Source organism: Streptomyces sp. NPDC002276, assembly GCF_053891435.1.
The window spans coordinates 325,409-344,504 of the sequence record NZ_JBSFCQ010000010.1 but is presented as its reverse complement, the minus strand read 5'-3'; the positions used below and the strand labels follow the sequence as shown (position 1 = coordinate 344,504).

Annotated in this window: 15 protein-coding genes; 7 read left to right on the top strand and 8 right to left on the bottom strand. The window is 69.3% G+C overall.

Features of this window, described 5'->3' with window-relative positions; genetic code table 11:
- Positions 1-484: 484 nt before the first annotated feature.
- The 3 genes from ACWIHT_RS26405 to ACWIHT_RS26395 all read right to left on the bottom strand — a co-directional run bounded on the left by ACWIHT_RS26405 (position 485) and on the right by ACWIHT_RS26395 (position 4,068).
- Positions 485-865, bottom strand: a complete 381-nt coding sequence (locus tag ACWIHT_RS26405) for a hypothetical protein (protein WP_456170730.1) — start codon at positions 863-865, stop codon at positions 485-487.
- Positions 866-985: 120 nt separating this feature from the next.
- Positions 986-1,399 (bottom strand): hypothetical protein, encoded by a 414-nt coding sequence (locus ACWIHT_RS26400; protein ID WP_456170729.1) that lies wholly within the window; start codon positions 1,397-1,399, stop codon positions 986-988.
- A gap of 377 nt (positions 1,400-1,776) precedes the next feature.
- Positions 1,777-4,068, bottom strand: coding sequence for a (Fe-S)-binding protein (locus ACWIHT_RS26395; protein ID WP_456170728.1), 2,292 nt, complete (start codon positions 4,066-4,068; stop codon positions 1,777-1,779).
- Positions 4,069-4,281: 213 nt separating this feature from the next.
- Between ACWIHT_RS26395 and ACWIHT_RS26390 the strand changes: the two genes are divergently transcribed.
- The 5 genes from ACWIHT_RS26390 to ACWIHT_RS26370 all read left to right on the top strand — a co-directional run bounded on the left by ACWIHT_RS26390 (position 4,282) and on the right by ACWIHT_RS26370 (position 9,586).
- The gene (locus ACWIHT_RS26390; RefSeq protein WP_456170727.1) at positions 4,282-5,304 is read left to right on the top strand and encodes an MraY family glycosyltransferase; all 1,023 of its coding nucleotides are present in this window, start codon (positions 4,282-4,284) and stop codon (positions 5,302-5,304) included.
- Between the two features lie 96 nt (positions 5,305-5,400).
- Positions 5,401-7,245 carry a molecular chaperone DnaK gene (dnaK, locus tag ACWIHT_RS26385; RefSeq protein ID WP_200711412.1) on the top strand — a complete coding sequence of 615 codons (1,845 nt, stop codon included), beginning with the start codon at positions 5,401-5,403 and terminating at the stop codon, positions 7,243-7,245.
- Positions 7,242-7,895, top strand: a complete 654-nt coding sequence (gene grpE, locus ACWIHT_RS26380; RefSeq protein ID WP_456170726.1) for a nucleotide exchange factor GrpE — start codon at positions 7,242-7,244, stop codon at positions 7,893-7,895. The genes dnaK and grpE overlap by 4 nt, the downstream gene beginning before the upstream one ends.
- A gap of 42 nt (positions 7,896-7,937) precedes the next feature.
- Positions 7,938-9,125 carry a molecular chaperone DnaJ gene (gene dnaJ, locus ACWIHT_RS26375; RefSeq protein WP_456170724.1) on the top strand — a complete coding sequence of 396 codons (1,188 nt, stop codon included), beginning with the start codon at positions 7,938-7,940 and terminating at the stop codon, positions 9,123-9,125.
- 5 nt (positions 9,126-9,130) lie between these two features.
- Complete coding sequence (locus ACWIHT_RS26370) at positions 9,131-9,586, top strand: heat shock protein transcriptional repressor HspR (RefSeq protein WP_456170723.1); 456 nt, start codon at positions 9,131-9,133, stop codon at positions 9,584-9,586.
- A gap of 62 nt (positions 9,587-9,648) precedes the next feature.
- Here ACWIHT_RS26370 and ACWIHT_RS26365 read toward each other — a convergent pair whose 3' ends face one another.
- A complete protein-coding gene (locus ACWIHT_RS26365) occupies positions 9,649-12,063 on the bottom strand; it encodes a PA14 domain-containing protein (RefSeq protein WP_456170722.1) in 2,415 nt (804 codons plus the stop codon).
- A 296-nt stretch (positions 12,064-12,359) separates the two neighbouring features.
- On the opposite strand from ACWIHT_RS26365, the gene ACWIHT_RS26360 reads away from it, so the two are divergent.
- On the top strand, positions 12,360-13,466 hold the full coding sequence (locus ACWIHT_RS26360) for a substrate-binding domain-containing protein (protein WP_456170721.1): 1,107 nt from the start codon (positions 12,360-12,362) through the stop codon (positions 13,464-13,466).
- Positions 13,467-13,503: 37 nt separating this feature from the next.
- Here ACWIHT_RS26360 and ACWIHT_RS26355 read toward each other — a convergent pair whose 3' ends face one another.
- From ACWIHT_RS26355 to ACWIHT_RS26345, 3 genes are read right to left on the bottom strand one after another with little or no spacing between them, the layout of a single operon-like run.
- Complete coding sequence (locus tag ACWIHT_RS26355) at positions 13,504-14,346, bottom strand: transglutaminase family protein (protein ID WP_456170741.1); 843 nt, start codon at positions 14,344-14,346, stop codon at positions 13,504-13,506.
- A gap of 10 nt (positions 14,347-14,356) precedes the next feature.
- Positions 14,357-15,289: an alpha-E domain-containing protein gene (locus tag ACWIHT_RS26350; protein ID WP_456170720.1), complete on the bottom strand. Its 933-nt coding sequence runs from the start codon at positions 15,287-15,289 to the stop codon at positions 14,357-14,359.
- Positions 15,286-16,833, bottom strand: coding sequence for a circularly permuted type 2 ATP-grasp protein (locus ACWIHT_RS26345; RefSeq protein WP_456170719.1), 1,548 nt, complete (start codon positions 16,831-16,833; stop codon positions 15,286-15,288). The genes ACWIHT_RS26350 and ACWIHT_RS26345 overlap by 4 nt, the downstream gene beginning before the upstream one ends.
- Before the next feature lie 262 nt (positions 16,834-17,095).
- Between ACWIHT_RS26345 and ACWIHT_RS26340 the strand changes: the two genes are divergently transcribed.
- A complete protein-coding gene (locus tag ACWIHT_RS26340; protein ID WP_456170718.1) occupies positions 17,096-18,142 on the top strand; it encodes a LuxR C-terminal-related transcriptional regulator in 1,047 nt (348 codons plus the stop codon).
- Here ACWIHT_RS26340 and ACWIHT_RS26335 read toward each other — a convergent pair.
- A complete protein-coding gene (locus ACWIHT_RS26335; protein ID WP_456170740.1) occupies positions 18,105-19,094 on the bottom strand; it encodes a helix-turn-helix transcriptional regulator in 990 nt (329 codons plus the stop codon). The genes ACWIHT_RS26340 and ACWIHT_RS26335 overlap by 38 nt on opposite strands.
- Positions 19,095-19,096: the final 2 nt, after the last annotated feature.

Genomic DNA, 19,096 nt, shown 5'->3' with positions numbered 1-19,096 from the left:
GGGGGGGTGCGGGGGGGGGGGGGGGGGGGGGGGGGGGGGGGGGGGGGGGGGGGGGCGGGGGGCGCCCCCCGGGTCTGAAAAAGTGTGTCAGTTTCCGTTCGAAGTGACACACTTTTTCAGACCTACCCCCACCCCCACCCCCCCAGGGCTCCCGGGTTCCCGGGTTCCTGGGAGGCTCTCCCCCCCCGCCGGGGGTTGGCCGCTAAGCCGGCCCGGCGTGCTGGCGAGGCGCGGATGCGCATCCGCTCCGCTGGGTGCGGTCGTAGCCGACGTAAGGGCTGGTATGCCTGGGCCCCCATTCTTTCGGGCTGCTCGCTCGCTTCTAAGACGGGCTGGGGCGGGCCTAGTCAAGGGTGGAGCGGAGCGGAATCGGCGGAGCCGACGCGACCGTAGGGAGCGCCCTTTACTTGGTCCGTTCCGGCCCGACACTGGCAAAGAAGCGAGTGGCCCAACGGTGACTTGTAGAGCCACGTCCACTGTCGCGTCATGACGTGCAGACGTTCTTGAGCCTGTCTGCTGCCGCGTCGATCTTGCTGGAATCCGGGTTCGTATCGCCGTTCAGGATCGCCTTGTTGTAGTCGGAGATCGCCTTGTTCAGGTCATCAACCGCCTTGTTGACCTTGCTGTCGTCCGAGTCCGCGTTGATCTTGTCGAGGTTCTTGTCGATCGTCGTGATGGATTCGTCGGTGCGGGTCGGATCCTTCGCCGCGTCGACGCCCGCGTCGTGGATCGCCTTGAGGCTGTCGGAGATGGTGTTCCAGTTCTTCAGACAGTTCAGGGAGTTGGAGGCGTCGGAGGGGTCGGTCGGGTCGCAGGCCGTCAGGAGTCCGGCCGTCAGGGCTATGGCTGCGGCTGTCGTGGCCATGGTGGCTGTACGCCGGACGCGCGGGCGATGCGTGGTCATGGGAAGCCTTTCGGGTCGGGTCGGGTCGGAGCGGGTTGGTTCGGTTCGGTTCGGTGAGGGGCTGCGGTGCGGATCGGGCCGTCAGGCCCAGGGCTCGTCCGTCGAGGGGCGGGGCGACGTCTTGGCCGTTCCCTTGCGGAGGTTGGAGATCAGGCCGCCCGCCGCGCCCAGGGAGACCAGGCCCATTCCGGCCGCCGTCGCGATGCCCTTGGCGCCGTCCATGGCGAAGTAACTGACCACGGCCACACCGCCGTTGAAGAGGAACAGGAACCACAGGGTCGACGTCTTCGACAGAAACGCCTTGATCTTCGGCTTCTTCGCGATACGCGAGCCCGTCAGCATCGAGACGGCGATACCGGCGAAGGTGGCCGCGGTCTTCGCCGCACCGTCGAGCACGGCGCCGGATGCCGTGCTCGCGGCGAGGCCGCCGATGAAGAACGACCACAGCAGCAGGTTGGCGATGAACGACTTCACGGTGGCGAGCAGCGATTTCACGGCATTTCCTTCGGGGATCGGTGGGGAGGAGGGGAGGATCGGAGGGGCTTGATCTCTGACCTCTACGATTCCGTCGCGCGCTCGCCGTCACGAGGGACCGTTCTCCCGAATGCATGGTGTAGCGCGCTACACCATGGGGCTGCTGGAGGAGCAGAGGAGTGGAGGGGCTGGGGGCACGTTTCCCTCAACAAGTCGTATGGCGGCGGGAGTTGGGCGGCGTACGCGGGTATGCGGCACGGCTGGTGGGCGCCGTGCCCGGGGGACTTCACCGGATGGCCTGGTTCCCTGGGGCGGCGGCCGTTTCTCCGAACGGGACGACAACGCCCCGCACTCTCCAGTGAGGGTGCGGGGCGTTGTCGTAGCGGATCGGGCGGTTGTTACTTGACGGGCTCGGGCTCCGGGGCGGTCTCCGGTTCCGCGGTGCCCGCCGGGGGCTCGTCGTCGGCCGGCTTCTTGACCGAGTCCAGGAGGAGCTGGGCCACGTCGACGACCTGGATGGACTCCTTGGCCTTGCCGTCGTTCTTCTTGCCGTTCACCGAGTCCGTGAGCATGACCAGGCAGAAGGGGCAGGCCGTGGACACGATGTCGGGGTTCAGGGAGAGGGCTTCGTCGACGCGCTCGTTGTTGATGCGCTTGCCGATGCGCTCTTCCATCCACATGCGGGCGCCGCCCGCGCCGCAGCAGAAGCCGCGTTCCTTGTGGCGGTGCATTTCCTCGTTGCGGAGGCCGGGGACGCTGGCGATGATCTCGCGCGGGGGCGTGTAGATCTTGTTGTGGCGGCCCAGGTAGCACGGGTCGTGGTAGGTGATCAGACCTTCCACCGGCGTCACCGGGATCAACTTGCCCTCGTCGATCAGGTGTTGGAGCAGCTGGGTGTGGTGGATGACCTCGTAGTCGCCGCCGAGCTGCGGGTACTCGTTGCCGATGGTGTTGAGGCAGTGCGGGCAGGTCGCGACGATCTTCTTCGCGGCGCGAGGCTTCGCCGACTCGGGGACCACCTTGCCGTCGTCGTCGAGTTCCTCGCCGAACGCCATGTTCAGTGCCATGACGTTCTCCATGCCGAGTTCCTGGAACAGGGGCTCGTTGCCGAGGCGGCGCGCGGAGTCGCCGGTGCACTTCTCGTCGCCGCCCATGATCGCGAATTTGACGCCCGCGATGTGGAGGAGTTCCGCGAAGGCCTTCGTCGTCTTCTTGGCGCGGTCTTCCAGGGCGCCGGCGCAGCCGACCCAGTACAGGTACTCGACCTCGGTGAGGTCCTCGATGTCCTGGCCGACGACCGGGACCTCGAACTCGACCTCCTTGAGCCACTCCAGGCGCTGCTTCTTGGCGAGCCCCCAGGGGTTGCCCTTCTTCTCCAGGTTCTTGAGCATCGTCCCGGCCTCGGACGGGAACGCGGACTCGATCATCACCTGGTAGCGGCGCATGTCGACGATGTGGTCGACGTGCTCGATGTCGACCGGGCACTGCTCGACGCAGGCGCCGCAGGTGGTGCAGGACCACAGGACGTCGGGGTCGATGACGCCGTTCTCTTCGAGCGTGCCGATGAGGGGGCGTTCGGCCTCCGCCAGAGCCGCCGCCGGTACGCCGGCCAGCTGCTCCTCCGTCGCCTTCTCCTCGCCCTCCATGGACTTGCCGCCGCCCGCGAGCAGGTAGGGCGCCTTGGCGTGGGCGTGGTCCCGCAGCGACATGATCAGGAGCTTGGGGGAGAGCGGCTTGCCGGTGTTCCAGGCGGGGCACTGCGACTGGCAGCGGCCGCATTCGGTGCAGGTGGAGAAGTCGAGCAGGCCCTTCCAGGAGAACTGCTCGACCTGCGATACGCCGAAGACGTCGTCGTCGCCCGGGTCGGTGAAGTCGATCGGCTTGCCGCCCGACGTCATGGGGAGCAGGGCGCCCAGGGACGTACCGCCGTCCGCGTTGCGCTTGAACCAGATGTTCGGGAACGCCAGGAAGCGGTGCCAGGCGACGCCCATGTCGGTCTTCAGGGCGACCGTGATCATCCAGATGAAGGAGGTCGCGATCTTCACGCCGGCGAAGAGGTACGTGAGGTTCTGGAGGGTGGAGACGTCCAGGTGACGGAGGGCCGACACCACGGGGTACGAGATGAAGAAGGACGCCTCGTACGCGTCGACGTGGTGCTGGGCGCCTTCGAGCGCGTGCAGCATGAAGATGCAGACGCCGACGATGAGGATGACGGCCTCGACGAAGTACGCCTGGCCGAAGTTGGAGCCGGCGAAGCGGGACTTGCGGCCCGGTTTGTTCGGCTTGCTGAGCTGGCGGATGACGATCAGGGCGAGGATGCCGAGGATCGTCATGGTGCCGATGAACTCGACGAAGACGTTGTACGGCGCCCATTCGCCGATGACCGGCAGCAGCCAGTCGGCCTGGAAGAGCTGGCCGACGGCGTTGACGATCGTCAGCAGCAGCGAGAAGAAGCCCACCGCCACGAACCAGTGCGCGACCCCGACGACGCCCCAGCGGTTCATCCGGGTGTGCCCGAGGAACTCCTTGGCCACGGTGACGGTGCGCTGGACGGGTTCGTCGGTGCGGGTGCCCGCGGGCACGTTCTGGCCGAGTCGCATGAAGGTGTAGATCTGAAGGACGGCGCGCGCGAACAGCGCCACACCGACCACGATCAGAACCAGCGACACGATGATCGCGGCGAGTTGCATTTCAGGGCTCCTCGGGCCTGCGAGGGGTCATTACCAAACCAAGAACATTACTAAGCGGTAACTTAATCGGTCCGACCGAGATTACCCCCATTCTCTGTCGCACTGTAGCCAGGCGTGCGGTGATCTATGTCGCTGAGGGTTGCCTTAAAAACCTGTGACGGTCCGATCGTGTTATTCGTACTGAATTTGTACATTTGCGTCTAATTTGGAACCGTGCTCTACGGGATTCTCGCCGCCACGACCGCCCTCCTCCTCTCCGCCCTCCTCGCCGCACTGCTCCGGGTGCCCGCCCTGCGCGCCGGGATCGTCGACCGGCGGCGGCGCACGCGCCCGGTACCGCTGCTCGGGGGACTGGCCGTCGTGATCGCCGTCGCGGCGGTGACCTGGGGGTGCGACTGGACCGGTGTCGCGCCGCTGGGGGACGGCGTCGGCGGACTGCTGACCGCCGGGTCCGCCGTGGCCGCGCTCGGGCTGGTCGCCGACGTGTGGCGGCTCAAGACCCGGGTCCTGGTTCTCGGTACGGCGGTGGCGGCGGCCTGTGTCGTGCCGTACGGGACGCTCGGGGTGTCCGGCGGGCTGCTGGCGGCGGCCTGGATCGTGTTCGTCGCCGCCGCCTTCAAGGGGCTCGATCACGCCGACGGGCTCGCGGGGACCGTGGGGGTGGTCACCGCCTTCGGGGTGGGGGCCTGCGCCGCGATGGAAGTGATGGACGGGCTCGCGGTGTTGCTGAGTGTGCTGGCCGCCGCGCTCACCGGGTTCCTGATGCACAACTGGCATCCCGCGCGGATCGCGCTCGGCGCCTGCGGATCGCTGTTCACGGGCTTCGTGCTCGCCTCGGCGGCCGTGGTCAGCCGTGCCGGGCACGACCTCGCGTCCAGTGCGGGCGTGCTGTTCGCGCTCACCGCCGTCGCGAGCGCCGACGCCGTCCTGGTGCTGCTGTCGCGGCGGCTGGCCGGGCGGGCGCTGCTGCGGGGTGGCCCGGACCATCTCGCCCATCGGCTGCGGCGGTTGGGGCTCACTCCGCAGGGGGCGGTGGTGCTCGTGGCGGTCGGGGCGTTCTCCGGGGTGCTCGTCGGGGTGCTCGTGCACAACGGGTGGGCGGGTGGATCCGCCGTGATGTGGGTGGCGGGCGGGGCCCTGGTCGTCGTAGGAGGGCTGTTGAAAGTCTCTGTCTACGGGGTGCGGCGGGTCGGATCGTCGCAGGTCGGGGCGCGGTTGCGTGTAAGGAACGGATAAGAGTTGAGTCTGCTCGACTCAGCTCTGTTGACCCAGCGGTGAGTGTCGTGCACACTTGAGCCTGTTCCACTCAAGTCATTGCTGGAGGAATCAACCATGGCACGTGCGGTCGGCATCGACCTGGGCACGACTAACTCCGTCGTCAGCGTTCTTGAAGGCGGCGAGCCCACCGTCATCACCAACGCAGAGGGCGCCAGGACCACGCCGTCCGTCGTCGCCTTCGCCAAGAACGGCGAGGTGCTCGTCGGAGAGGTGGCCAAGCGCCAGGCGGTCACGAACGTTGACCGGACCATCCGTTCCGTGAAGCGCCACATGGGCACGGACTGGAAGATCGAGCTGGACGGCAAGAGCTTCAACCCGCAGCAGATGAGCGCCTTCATCCTGCAGAAGCTGAAGCGCGACGCCGAGGCGTACCTGGGCGAGAAGGTGGCCGACGCGGTCATCACCGTCCCCGCGTACTTCAACGACTCGGAGCGTCAGGCGACGAAGGAGGCCGGCGAGATCGCGGGCCTGAACGTCCTGCGCATCGTGAACGAGCCGACGGCCGCCGCGCTGGCGTACGGGCTCGACAAGGACGACCAGACGATCCTCGTCTTCGACCTCGGTGGCGGCACCTTCGACGTGTCCCTCCTGGAGATCGGTGACGGCGTCGTCGAGGTGAAGGCCACCAACGGCGACAACCACCTCGGTGGTGACGACTGGGACCAGCGGGTCGTCGACTACCTGGTGAAGCAGTTCGCCGCGGGTCACGGCGTGGACCTGGGCAAGGACAAGATGGCCCTCCAGCGTCTCCGCGAGGCTGCCGAGAAGGCCAAGATCGAGCTGTCCAGCTCCACCGAGACCTCGATCAACCTGCCCTACATCACGGCGTCCGCCGAGGGCCCGCTGCACCTGGACGAGAAGCTCACCCGCGCCCAGTTCCAGCAGCTGACGGCCGACCTGCTGGAGCGCTGCAAGACGCCGTTCCACAACGTCATCAAGGACGCCGGCATCTCCATCAACGAGATCGACCACGTCGTCCTCGTCGGTGGCTCCACCCGGATGCCCGCCGTCGCGGAGATCGTGCGCGAGCTGACCGGCGGCAAGGACGCCAACAAGGGCGTCAACCCGGACGAGGTCGTCGCCATCGGCGCGTCCCTCCAGGCCGGTGTCCTCAAGGGCGAGGTCAAGGACGTCCTGCTCCTCGACGTCACCCCGCTGTCCCTCGGTATCGAGACCAAGGGAGGGATCATGACCAAGCTCATCGAGCGCAACACCACGATCCCGACCAAGCGGTCCGAGATCTTCACCACCGCCGAGGACAACCAGCCCTCCGTGCAGATCCAGGTCTACCAGGGCGAGCGCGAGATCGCGGCGTACAACAAGAAGCTCGGAATGTTCGAGCTGACCGGTCTGCCGCCGGCCCCGCGCGGTGTCCCGCAGATCGAGGTCTCCTTCGACATCGACGCCAACGGCATCATGCACGTCACGGCCAAGGACCTCGGCACCGGCAAGGAGCAGAAGATGACCGTCACCGGCGGCTCCTCGCTGCCGAAGGACGAGGTCGACCGCATGCGCCAGGAGGCCGAGCAGTACGCGGACGAGGACCACCGCCGCCGCGAGGCCGCCGAGTCCCGCAACCAGGGCGAGCAGCTCGTCTACCAGACGGAGAAGTTCCTCAAGGACAACGAGGACAAGGTTCCCGCCGACGTCAAGACCGAGGTCGAGGCCGCCGTCGAGGAGCTGAAGGCCACGCTGAAGGGCGAGGACACCGCCGAGATCCGCACCGCCACCGAGAAGGTCGCCGCGGTCTCGCAGAAGGTCGGCCAGGCCATGTACGCCGACGCCCAGGCCGCGCAGGCCGCGGGCGGCGACGCCCCGGGCGCGGAGGCTCCCCGGGCGGACGACGACGTGGTGGACGCCGAGATCGTGGACGACGAGCGCAAGGACGGTGCCGCGTGACGGAGGAGACCCCGGGCTTCGACGAGAAGCCCGACGTCCCCTCCGGCGCCACCCCCGACGACGCCGAGCCGCAGGCCGCCTCCCCCTCCGGTAGTGGGGAGGGGGAGGCCCCGGCAGGGGACGCAAGTGCTCAGATCGCCGGTCTGACGGCCCAGCTGGACCAGGTGCGCAAGGCGCTCGACGAGCGCACCGCGGACCTCCAGCGGCTCCAGGCCGAGTTCCAGAACTACCGCCGCCGCGTCGAGCGCGACCGGATCGCGGTCAAGGAGATCGCCGTGGCGAACCTCCTGACCGAGCTGATGCCCACGCTCGACAACATCAACCGAGCGCGGGAACACGGCGAACTCGTCGGCGGTTTCAAGTCGGTGGCGGAGTCGCTGGAGACCGCCGCGGCGAAGATGGGACTTCAGCAGTTCGGCAAGGAGGGCGAGCCCTTCGACCCGACGATCCACGAGGCCCTCATGCACTCGTACGCGCCGGACGTCACCGAGACGACCTGCGTGGCGATCCTTCAGCCCGGGTATCGCATCGGCGAGCGCACCATCCGCCCCGCGCGGGTGGCCGTGGCCGAGCCGCAGCCCGGCGCGCAGGCGGCCAAGGACGAGTCCGAGGCCGGCGACGAGAAGGACAACGGCCCTGAAGAGGGCTGACGCAGCCGACGCATCGAGCGGACCGAAGGAGGGACGTCGAGGATGAGCACCAAGGACTTCATCGAGAAGGACTACTACAAGGTCCTCGGCGTCCCCAAGGACGCCACCGAGGCCGAGATCAAGAAGGCGTACCGGAAGCTCGCCCGCGAGTTCCACCCGGACGCCAACAAGGGCAACGCCAAGGCCGAGGAGCGTTTCAAGGAGATCTCCGAGGCCCACGACATCCTCGGTGACCCCAAGAAACGCAAGGAGTACGACGACGCCCGCTCGCTCTTCGGCAACGGCGGCTACCGCCCGGGGCCGGGCGGCGCGGGCGGCGGCAACTTCAACTTCGACCTGGGCGACCTCTTCGGAGGCGGCGCCCAGGGCGGCGGCACCGGTGCCCCCGGCGGCTTCGGCGGCGGGATCGGGGACGTGTTCGGCGGTCTGTTCAACCGGGGCGGCGCGGGCACGACCCGTACCCAGCCCAGGCGCGGCCAGGACATCGAGTCCGAGGTCACGCTCAGCTTCACGGAGGCCATCGAAGGGGCCACGGTCCCGCTGCGGATGTCCTCGCAGCAGCCCTGCAAGGCCTGTTCGGGCACCGGTGACAAGAACGGCACACCGCGCGTGTGCCCGACCTGCGTCGGCACCGGCCAGGTCGCGCGCGGCTCCGGCGGCGGCTTCTCGCTGACGGACCCGTGCCCGGACTGCAAGGGCCGGGGCCTGATCGCCGAGCACCCGTGCGCCGAGTGCAAGGGCAGCGGGCGCGCCAAGTCGTCGCGGACCATGCAGGTCCGTATCCCCGCGGGGGTCACGGACGGCCAGCGCATCCGGCTGCGCGGCAAGGGCGCTCCGGGTGAACGGGGCGGTCCCGCGGGCGATTTGTACGTCATGGTGCATGTCGACACGCACCCCGTGTTCGGCCGCAAGGAGGACAACCTCACGGTGACGGTCCCGGTGACGTTCGCCGAGGCGGCGCTGGGCGGCGAGGTCAGGGTGCCCACCCTGGGCGGACCCCCGGTGACGCTGAAGCTGCCGCCGGGCACCCCCAACGGCCGGACCATGCGGGCCCGCGGCAAGGGCGCCTTCCGCAAGGACGGCACCCGGGGAGACCTCCTTGTGACCGTCGAGGTGAGTGTCCCCAAGGACGTCACGGGGAATGCTCGTGACGCGCTTGAGGCGTACAGAGAGGCGACCGCGGACGAAGACCCGCGGGCGGAGCTGTTCCAGGCCGCGAAGGGAGCATGAGAGCCATGGATGGGATCGGCCGTCGACGCAACCCGTACGAGCTGACCGAGGAGACCCCGGTCTACGTCATCTCGGTGGCGGCCCAGCTCTCCGGCCTGCACCCGCAGACGCTGCGCCAGTACGACCGTCTCGGCCTGGTCTCCCCGGACCGTACGGCCGGGCGTGGCCGGCGCTACTCGGCCCGTGACATCGAACTGCTGCGCACCGTCCAGCAGTTGTCGCAGACCGAGGGCATCAACCTGGCCGGCATCAAGCGCATCATCGAGCTGGAGAACCAGGTCGTGGCGCTCCAGCAGCGTGTCGCCGAACTCCAGGCGGCGGTCGACGGAGCGGCGGCGGCGATCCAGCAGCGCGAGGCCGCCGTGCACGCCTCCTACCGCCGGGACCTGGTCCCGTACCAGGAGGTCCAGCAGACCAGCGCGCTGGTGGTGTGGCGGCCGAAGCGTCAGTCCTCGGACTGACGCTGACGCGCCGACAACGGTGAAGGGGCCCGGAGAGCGAATCTCCGGGCCCCTTCGGCATGTCAGAGCCAGTAGTCCCAGACGCCGTACGCCGTCGACGTCGTCATGACCTCCGCGCCGGTGGCGTCCAGGCGGACGACGCGGTAGTAGTACAGGCCGAGCGTGTCCTCGTGGACCGTCTTGTCCATGAAGAACACGGCGTCGTACATGGTGCCCCCGGCGAGGGTGAGGTAGGCGGCCGACGCCGGGTCCCAGCGTTCCACGCGGTAGCTCGCGAAGCGGCCGCAGTCACCGAGGCCGGAGCTTGCGGAGCAGCCGACGTACAGCTCCGGGTACTGGTCCTCCTGGACCTCGGTCCCGGTCCAGCCGGGCGGCCGGGTGTCGGGCAGGGTGACGGAGAGTTCGGCGGGGTGGAAGGCCTCGGGGCCGGCGTACCAGGGAATCAAGGGGGAGCCGTCCGTGGCGGCCACCTTGTAGGTGTGCGCGGCGCCGTCGGGGACCGTCGGGCAGAGGATCTCGGTGTCGGTCAGGGAGGTGCCCGTCCAGCAGTTCTCCTTCCACTCCGTCTCGCCGGTCTCCGGGTCCGTGACGCCCTGCCACACCTTGTAGGCCGTGACGTCGTCGTCGGCCGGCGGTGTCCAGGTCAGGCGTACCCCGAGCGGGATCTGCTCGGCGGCCAGGTTCTCGACCGGGGCCGGGCGCTCGGTGTCCGGCGTGGTCTCGGTGGCGACCGGACCGGGCTGTGACTCATGGCCGTACGGGTCGATCGTCACGACCGTGTAGTCGTACGTCGTCCCGGAGGCACCGGAGACGTCCCAGCAGACGCCGTTGATCTGCCGGTCGCCGGCGTAGTCGGGGGCGTCGCCGGTGTTCCAGGTCCAGTACGTCTTCGGATCCGTCAGCGGCAGGTCCCGCGAGTCGTTGGGCTTGCAGCCGGTCACCTGGGTGCTCTCGCCGGTCGCCCGGTCGGTACGGGTGATCCGGTAGGTGAGCAGCGGTTCGCCCTCGCCGAAGGTCCAGGGGTCGGCGCTGCTCCACTCGATCATCACGCCCTCGTCGAACCGGCCGGCGGTGGTCGCGAACGCGGGGATCGCCTCCGTCCGGTCCGTCATCGTCAGCGGGATCTCCGCCGGGGCGGCGGCGTTGCCCTTGGCGTCCACCGAGCGCACCGCGTAGCGGTAGGTGTCGGCGACCGCGGCCAGTTGGCGCGGTGCGAGGTCGGTCTCCTTCGTGGTGCCCTCGGCGGGCAGCGCGTCGAGCCAGCCACCGGTCGCCGGGTCGAGCTGGAGGACCTGGTAGGCGGCGGCTCCCGCGACCGGGGACCAGACCAGGTGCGGGACGCCCGAGCGGTACTCGACCCGGACGTCGGTGACCGGTGCCGGTGGGGTCAGGTCCGAGGTGGTGAATTTGGTGGGCGCGGAGTACGCGGACCAGTTCCCGGCGGCGTCCCGGGCCCGGCCCCGGTAGGTGACGGCGCTTCCGTCGGAGGGGTAGGTGGTGTCGCAGATCGCGCCCTTGGTTCCGGTGTGGACGGTGATCCACTTGGCGGTCGCGGTGTCGAGGCGCTGCATCTCGTACCAGGCGATGTCGGCCTGGTTCGCGGCCGTGGTGACGAGCTGCGGGGCCGCGTAGGGCGCGAGGTCCGGGCAGGAGTCCCATTCGACGAATGGGGCGGCGGGCGGGGTCCGGTCCACGGTGGTGGCGGCCGTGTCGGCGCCGCCCGCCGACTGGTTGCCCGCCTTGTCGTAGGCGCGGAGTTCGTAGTAGTACGTGGCGCCGGTCGGGGGCGGGGTGTCGGTGTACGAGACGGAGGTGGTCGTCTTCAGGGGCTGGGTGCCGAACGCGGTGCCCTTGAGGCGCCGGTAGACCCGGTACCCGGCGAGGTCCATCTCCCGGTTCTTCGACCAGGTGAGTTTCGCCTTGTTGCCCGCGGAGTCGTAGGAGACCGCCGTGCCCGTCGGGGCGAGCGGCCTGACCTTGTCGACGGTCGCCGAGGTCCGGGGCGCGTACGTGAACTTCACGGCCGCCTTGCCGGTCCAGTTGACGTAGTCGACGCGGAGGGTGTGCCGGCCGGACGGGACGGTGACGTGGACCGTCTTCTTCGCCGTCGTCGAGACGTTCTTCCACACGTCGATCCTGCGGGTGCCGTCGAGGTAGACGCGGATGCCGTCCTGGGCGGTGGCGGTGAGGGAGAAGGGGCCTCCGGAGCCGAAGTCGCGGGTCACCGACCAGCGGACGGCGAAGTTGTCCTTCGGGAGGCCGGTGGCGGGGGCGCCGGTCCAGGTCTGGTCGACGGCGTTGTCGCAGTCCGTCCGCTTCGGGGTGCCCTTGAAGGTGGTGTTCGCGAAGAACTGCCGTTTGTAGACCGGGGAATCGCAGGTCGTGGCGGCCGAGGCGCTCGCGGTCGCGCCGGCGAGCAGGCCGCCCGCGACGGAGAGGGCGACGGCGGTGGCCGTCGCGGGTCGAGCTCGGTTCATGCGTCTCCCAGTCGGATCGGACACGGCGACAGATGGCCGTTGACGATCACGACTCGCGAGGAACGGACTTGGTTGTGCTGATCTTTGCCCGTTCATGAACTCCCGTTGAGTGGAGGGTCGGTAAAGAGCGTTTGGATGGGATTCCGCAACGTCTCCACATACCAAACGGAACGTGGTGTTGCCATCTCGTTAAGTAGTTCCGCTTGACGCCGGTGGCCGCAGCCGCGTTGGCTTTTCAGTCACCTGGGTTGCAATGCTGCGCCCACGTCCGGACGGCACCAGAAGTGAGCTCACCAATGCGTCGTATCGCCATATCCGTGGCCGCGTCCTCGCTGGCCCTGCCCCTGGCCGCCTGTGGCGTGCTCAACTCGTCGGGGAGCAGCTCGGACGCCACCCCGGCCAAGGGCAACGACATCACGGTGGGCGTCCTGATGCCGGAGAAGACGAACACGCGGTACGCGGAGTTCGACTTCCCGATCATCAAGTCGACGGTCAGCGAACTGACCGACAAGAAGGGCAAGGCCGAGTACCAGAACGCGGGCGGTGTCGCGAGCGTCCAGGACAAGCAGATGCAGAAGATGATCGACCAGAAGGTCGACATCATCATCCTCGACTCCGTCGACTCGCACCTCATCCTGCCCATGGTGAAGAAGGCCAAGGCCGCCGGCATCCCCGTCATCGCCTATGACCGCCTCGCCGAGGGGCCGATCGACGCGTACGTCTCCTTCGACGGCGAACTCGTCGGCGAGGTGCAGGGCCGCTCCCTGGTCGAGGCGCTGGGCAGCGACGTGGACACCTCCGACAAGGTCGTCATGATCAACGGCTCGCCGACCGACCCCAACGCCGGGGTGTTCAAGACGGGGGCGCTGTCCGAGCTACAGGGCAAGGTGACGGTCGCCGCGAGCTACAACACCAAGGCGTGGGACCCGAAGGTCGCCCAGGAGGAGATGACCGAGGCGATCGGCAAGCTCGGCAAGGACAACATCGCGGCGGTGTACTCCGCCAACGACGCGATGGCCGGCGGCGTCATCGACGCCCTGAAGGCGGCGGGCGTGACGAAGATGCCGCCCATCACCGGCCAGGACGCCGAACTCCCCGCCGTGCAGCGGATCGTGACCGGCGAGCAGTACATGAGCGTCTACAAGCCCTACCCCGACCTGGCGGAGGCCGCCGCGAAGATCGCGGTCGCCAGGGTCCAGGGCAAGGACATCGAGTTCGACGCCCTCACCCGTGACTCGGTGGACAGCCCCACCAACAAGAAGATCCCCTCGCAGCTGGTGTCCGTGGTCGCGCTGACGAGGGACAACATCGCGTCGACGGTCGTCGCGGACGGGATCTACAAGATCTCCGACATCTGCACGACCAAGTTCAAGTCGGCTTGTGAGTCGGCCGGGCTGAAGTAGGGCGGAGGCCCGCGCCGCCACCTCGAAGGCACGGAGTTCACGCCACCCGCGTGAACTCCACCGTCACCTCCGGCGGTCCGCCCGCCACCCCCCGGTAGATCCCCTTGTGCGGGGTCACGTCGTCGTAGTCCCGCCCCCGCCCGACCACCACATGCGACTCGTCGGGCCGGGTCCGGTTGGTCGGGTCGTAGCCGCACCAGTCGCCCGCCCAGTACTCCACCCACGCGTGGCTCTGGCCTGCCACCGGGCGGTGCAACTCCGCCTCCCGTTCGGGGTGGAGGTAGCCGGAGACGTAGCGCGTGGGCAGGCCCAGGCCGCGGAGGAGGGCGATGGTGACGTGGGCGATGTCCTGGCAGACGCCCGCGCCCTGTTCCCAGGCCTCGGCGGCGGAGGTGTTCACTCCGGTGACGCCGGGGAGGTAGGACACCCGGTCGGCGACCAGCCCGGAGACCGCCACCGCCGTCTCGTGGGGGTCCAGTCCTACGGCCGCCTTGCGGGCCTTCTTCAGCAGCTTGGGCGGGACCGTCGTACGGACCGTGGGGCCGATGAACTCCAACAGGCGGGAGTTCGTGGTGCGTTCACCCACCTCCTGCCAGCTGGGCGCGGGTCCGAGCGCGTCCGCCGGGGACGTCTCGACCAGGCTCGACGCCGTGATCGTGAGGTCCGCGTGCGGGTCCATCAGGTCGAAGCCGGTGACCTGGGTGCCCCAGTAGTCCCAGTACGACCAGGTGGGGGTCGTGGGGTTCACCGTGACGCGCGCGTCCAGTGTCGTCTGGCCGGGGAGCGTCAGCGGGGTCATCCGCACCTCGTTGTGCGAGGAGACCGCCGCCTGGGCGTACGACACGCGCGTGGTGTGGCGGATGCGAAGCCTACGGGTCATCTCAGTCATCTCAGGCTCCTTCCTGGGCCCATTCGACGGGGCCCTGGTACGGGAAGAACAACTCCGCGACCGCCTCCGCCGAGGCCATGCAGGCGTGCTGCAAGTCCTTGAGGAGCGCGGGGAGTTGTTCTTCCAAGGCGTGCGAGTCCAGGTATTCGAGGCGGGTGCGGAGGCGGCCGATGGGGCGGCGGGCCGGGTCCTGGCGCTGGCGGCCGAGTGCGGTCAGGCACTCCTCGGCCGTCGTCAGCGCGTGCAGTGCCGAGCGGGGGAAGTCCCGGTCCAGGAGCAGGAATTCGGCCACGCGCGGGGTGTCGCCGAAGCCGCCGTAGACGCGCGCGTACGCCTCGTCGGCGCCCGAGGCGCTCAGCAGTGTCGGCCAGTCGGGGGCGTGGGCGGCGTCCAACACCCTTACGGACAGCAGGCGTACGGTCATGTCCACCCGTTCCAGGCTGCGGCCGAGGACGACGAAGCGCCAGCTGTCGTCGCGGCTCATCGTGGAGTCGGCGAGGCCGAAGAACAACGCGGCGCGGCGGCGGACCAGTTCCAGATAGGCGTACGGGCCCGTACGGCGGGCCGCGAGGCGTTGGTCGGCCAGCGCGTGCCAGGTGGAGTTGAGGCACTCCCACATCTCGGACGAGACCGCCTCGCGGGCGCTGCGGGCGTTCGACCGGGCCGCGCCCAGGGCGCCTTCGATGGAGCAGGTGGAGCGGGCGTCGAACGCGAGCTGGTCCAACACCTGCTGCATGTCGACGCGTTGGCCGCCCGCGTCGACCCCGAGGATCGCGTACAGGGACCGGCAGGCCACGTCCTCGTCGCGCCAGGGGTCCTCCAGCATGCGGTGGAGGTACGCGTCGAGGATGCGGCCGGTGGTGTCGGCGCGCTCGACGTAACGGCCCGTCCACGTCAGGGCCTCGGCTATCCGGGAGAGGATCACGTCGTTCACTGCTGCTGCGCCCCTTCCTGTACGACCGTGGGGTTGCCGTCGGGACCGTGCTGGCGGGGTGCCACCTCGGGCGGTCGGCCGTCCGTGGTCAGTGGCTCGGGCTGTTCGGCGGGGCCCTCGGCGAGCACCCAGGTGTCCTTGGAGCCGCCGCCCTGGCTGGAGTTGACGATCAGGTTGCCCTCCTGGAGGGCGACGCGGGTGAGGCCGCCGGGGAGGACCCAGACGTCGGTGCCGTCGTTGACGGCGAACGGGCGGAGGTCGATGTGGCGGGGTGCCATGCGTTCACCCGCGAGGGTGGGGGAGGTGGAGAGGGCGACGGGGCGCTGGGCGATCCAGCCGCGCGGGTCGGCGGCGACGGCTTTGCGAGTGCGTTCGAGGGTCTTCGCGTCGGCCTTGGGTCCGATGACGATGCCCTGGCCGCCCGCGCCGTCCACCGGCTTGACGACCAGCTGGTCGATCTGGTCGAGGATCGCCGCCAACTGGCCCGGCTCGTCAGGGCGGTAGGACTCCACGTTGGGGAGAATCGGTTCCTCGGAGAGGTAGTAGCGGATGAGGTCGGGGACGTAGGTGTAGAGGAGCTTGTCGTCCGCGATGCCGTTGCCGACGGCGTTCGCGAGTGTGACGTTCCCGGCCTGGGCGGCGTTCATGATGCCCGGGCAGCCGATCACCGAGTCGGGGCGGAAGTGCAGCGGGTCCAGGAAGTCGTCGTCGAGGCGCCGGTATACGACATGGACGGGCACCTCGCCGCGCGTGGTGCGCATCCACACCCGGTTGTTGCGGCACGTCAGGTCGTGTCCCACCACCAGCTGCACGCCCATCAGCCGGGCGAGCAGGGCGTGTTCGAAGTAGGCGGCGTTCCCCGGCCCCGGGGTGAGGACCACGACCCGGGGGTCCGTCGTTCCGGCGGGCGCTGCGGCCCGCAGTGCGGCCAGCAGCCGTCCCGCGTAGCCGTCGACGGGGACCACGTGCTGCTCGGCGAAGAGGGACGGGAAGATGCGCGTCATCGCTCTGCGGTTCTCGATGACGTACGAAACCCCGCTGGGGACCCGCACGTTGTCCTCCAGCACCCGCAACTCCCCGGCCTCGTCCCGGACGAGGTCGATGCCGGCGACGTGGATGCGGACCCCGCCCGGTGGTTCGACGCCCTGCGCGGCCCGGTGGAAATGGGCCGAGTTGAGGAGCAGCCGCCAGGGGACGACCCCGTCCTCGAAGGCGCGGCAGTGGGAGTAGGCGTCGGAGAGGTAGGCCTCCAGCGCGCGTACGCGTTGCGCCACGCCCCGCTGGATCAGATCCCACTCCAGCGCGTCGATGATCCTCGGCACCAGGTCCAGCGGCCAGGGCCGTTCCTCGCCCGCGAAGGCGTAGGTCACACCACGGTCGGTGAACGCGCGGGCCATCTGGTCCGCGCGGAAGCGCAGTTCACTCGGCTCGATCGGTTGGAGTGCCGCCAGTACCGGCTCGTAGGCGGTTCTGACCTCACCCGGCCGCACAAACATCTCGTCCCACGCATCGGCCAATGCGTATGCGTCAAATATGTCCGCCATGAGGGGACGTTAAGTGCGGTACGTAACACGACGATCTCTGAGTGATTTCCGGCAGCTCACGCGGAAAGTGATACGGCGAAGCGGCCGGCGGCCGTGGCCGGGCACCCCCCAGCTTGTTGCAAGGTAACACGCGGAGGTGGGGAGATAGTGAGCGATATCGGTGGTTTTCGGGGCCCGTTCGAAGGGGAGACGTGTTGCGGAGCAGGTCGGGTCCGCGCATAGTTGCGCTGCAAAGAGCCGGGAACCGGGGGTGGGATGGGCAATGGCCGGGCACGGGACGGACGCGCATCCACATGGTGCTGACCGACTCTGCGACGCCGGGGACCTCGTGTACTCCCGGGCCGTACGGCGGGGCCGGGTGCCGCGCACGGACGCCGAACCGGTGCCGTGTCTGCTGGAGCTCGCCCTCCTCCACCCGGACCCCGACGACATGGACTGGCTGGTGCCGACCTCCCCGCAGGAGGTCATGACCCGGCTGTTGCGCGGGGTCTACGACGAGGTCAGCGAGAGCCACCGGCGGGTGGGTTCGGCGGTCGACGCCTTCGAGCGGTACGCCGGTCTCGGCCGCCGTATCGAGGCGTCCGGGGCGCTGGAGGGCGCCGCGATCCGCGTCCTGGACGGCCTCGCCCGCATCCAGGCGGCGATGGACGCCGCGACCGAGGCGTGCACCGGCGAGGTCCTCACCGTCCAGCCCGGCGGCATCCGTCGCGAACCGGAACTCACCGAGGGTCTGCACCGCGCCCTGGCCCTGCGCTCGCGCGGGGTGCGGATGCGCGACCTGTACACCCATGTCGCCCGGCACGGCCAAGGCCTGCTGAACTACCTGGAGTTGATGGGCGACGCGGTCGAGGCCCGGACGCTGGACGAGGTAGTCGACCGCCTCATCCTCTTCGACCGCACGGTCGCCTTCATCCCCGCCAACGCCGACCACACCATGGCGCTGGAACTGCGCCACCCGGCGCTGATCGACTACTTCGTCACGGTCTTCGACCGGCTGTGGCGCCTCGCCATCCCCGTCGCGGCACCTCTCCCCGACACCGGCATCGAGGGCATCTCCCACCGCGAACAGTCCATCGCGGCCCTGCTCGCGGAGGGCCACCAGGACGCGGTGATCGCGGAACGGCTCGGCATAAGCGTCCGCACCTGCCGCGCCCACATCGCCCGGCTGTCGGAGACGCTCGGCGCGGCCAGCCGTACCCAACTCGGCGTCCGTATCGCCCAGGTGGGCCTGGACGGCGCCGCGTCACGGATGCCGGACCTGCCCGCCCAGCTCACCCCGGCGGATCGAGAATCTCCGACTGCCCTATGAGGTAGCCGAGTTGGGCGCGGCTGTCGCTGCCGAGGGTGGCGGCGAGTTTGGCGATGTGGACGCGGGCGGTGCGGATGTTCATGCCGAGGCGGTCGGCGATGACGGCGTCGGTGTGGCCCTCGACCAGCAGGCCCGCGATGGCGCGCTGGCGGGTCGTGATGCCGTTGAGGGAGGGCTGCCGGACCGCCTCGGCCTCGGGGTACAGAGGCGTGGCGAGGTGCCAGAGGCGGTCGAAGACCGTGACGCAGAAAGCGACCAGGGAGGGATGGCGGACTTCCAGGGCCAGCGTCCGGTCCGCGTTGGCGGGGAGGAAGGCGACCGTCCGCTCGATGACGATGAGGCGGTCCGGGACCACCTCCAGGGTGCGCGCCTCGACGTTGCCGCGGAGCTGTTCGTAGCGCGCGAGCACGGACGGTGCGTGGCGCAGGGTGTGCTGGTAGAGCGTGCGGAGGCGGCCGCCGCGGTCGAGCAGGGCCTGGTCGCGCGCCAGCGCGTCGACGTGGATCTCGGGGGGCGTATGGCTGGTGTGGGTGACGTGCGGCTGGATGGCGAGGACCTCGCCCGAACTCACGGCCAGTGCCTGGGTGATGGCGGAGCCGATCCGGTCCAGGCCGCTCAGCACACACAGCGTGGGGACCTGCTCCGGGCCCGCGCGGTGGCCGTCCATCCGCAACAGGGGCTCGAAGGTCTCCGCGAGCCGCTGCTCGCGCCGGCGCTCCTCTGCGACGCGGTCCTCCATGGTGCTCAGCATCCGGTGGAAGGCGACCGCGGGGGTGACCGGCTCCAGGCGCCGTGGATCCGTGACGGAGTGGGTCAGCAGCCCGAAGTCGACGAGACAGGGCGCCCGTTCGGCCTCGGAGCTGCTCACCTGCCCTTCGCTCAGGGCCTTTTCGTACACCTCGATGCCCGCCGCGCACAGGTCTGCCACGTCGTGCTCGGGGTGCGGCGGCATGT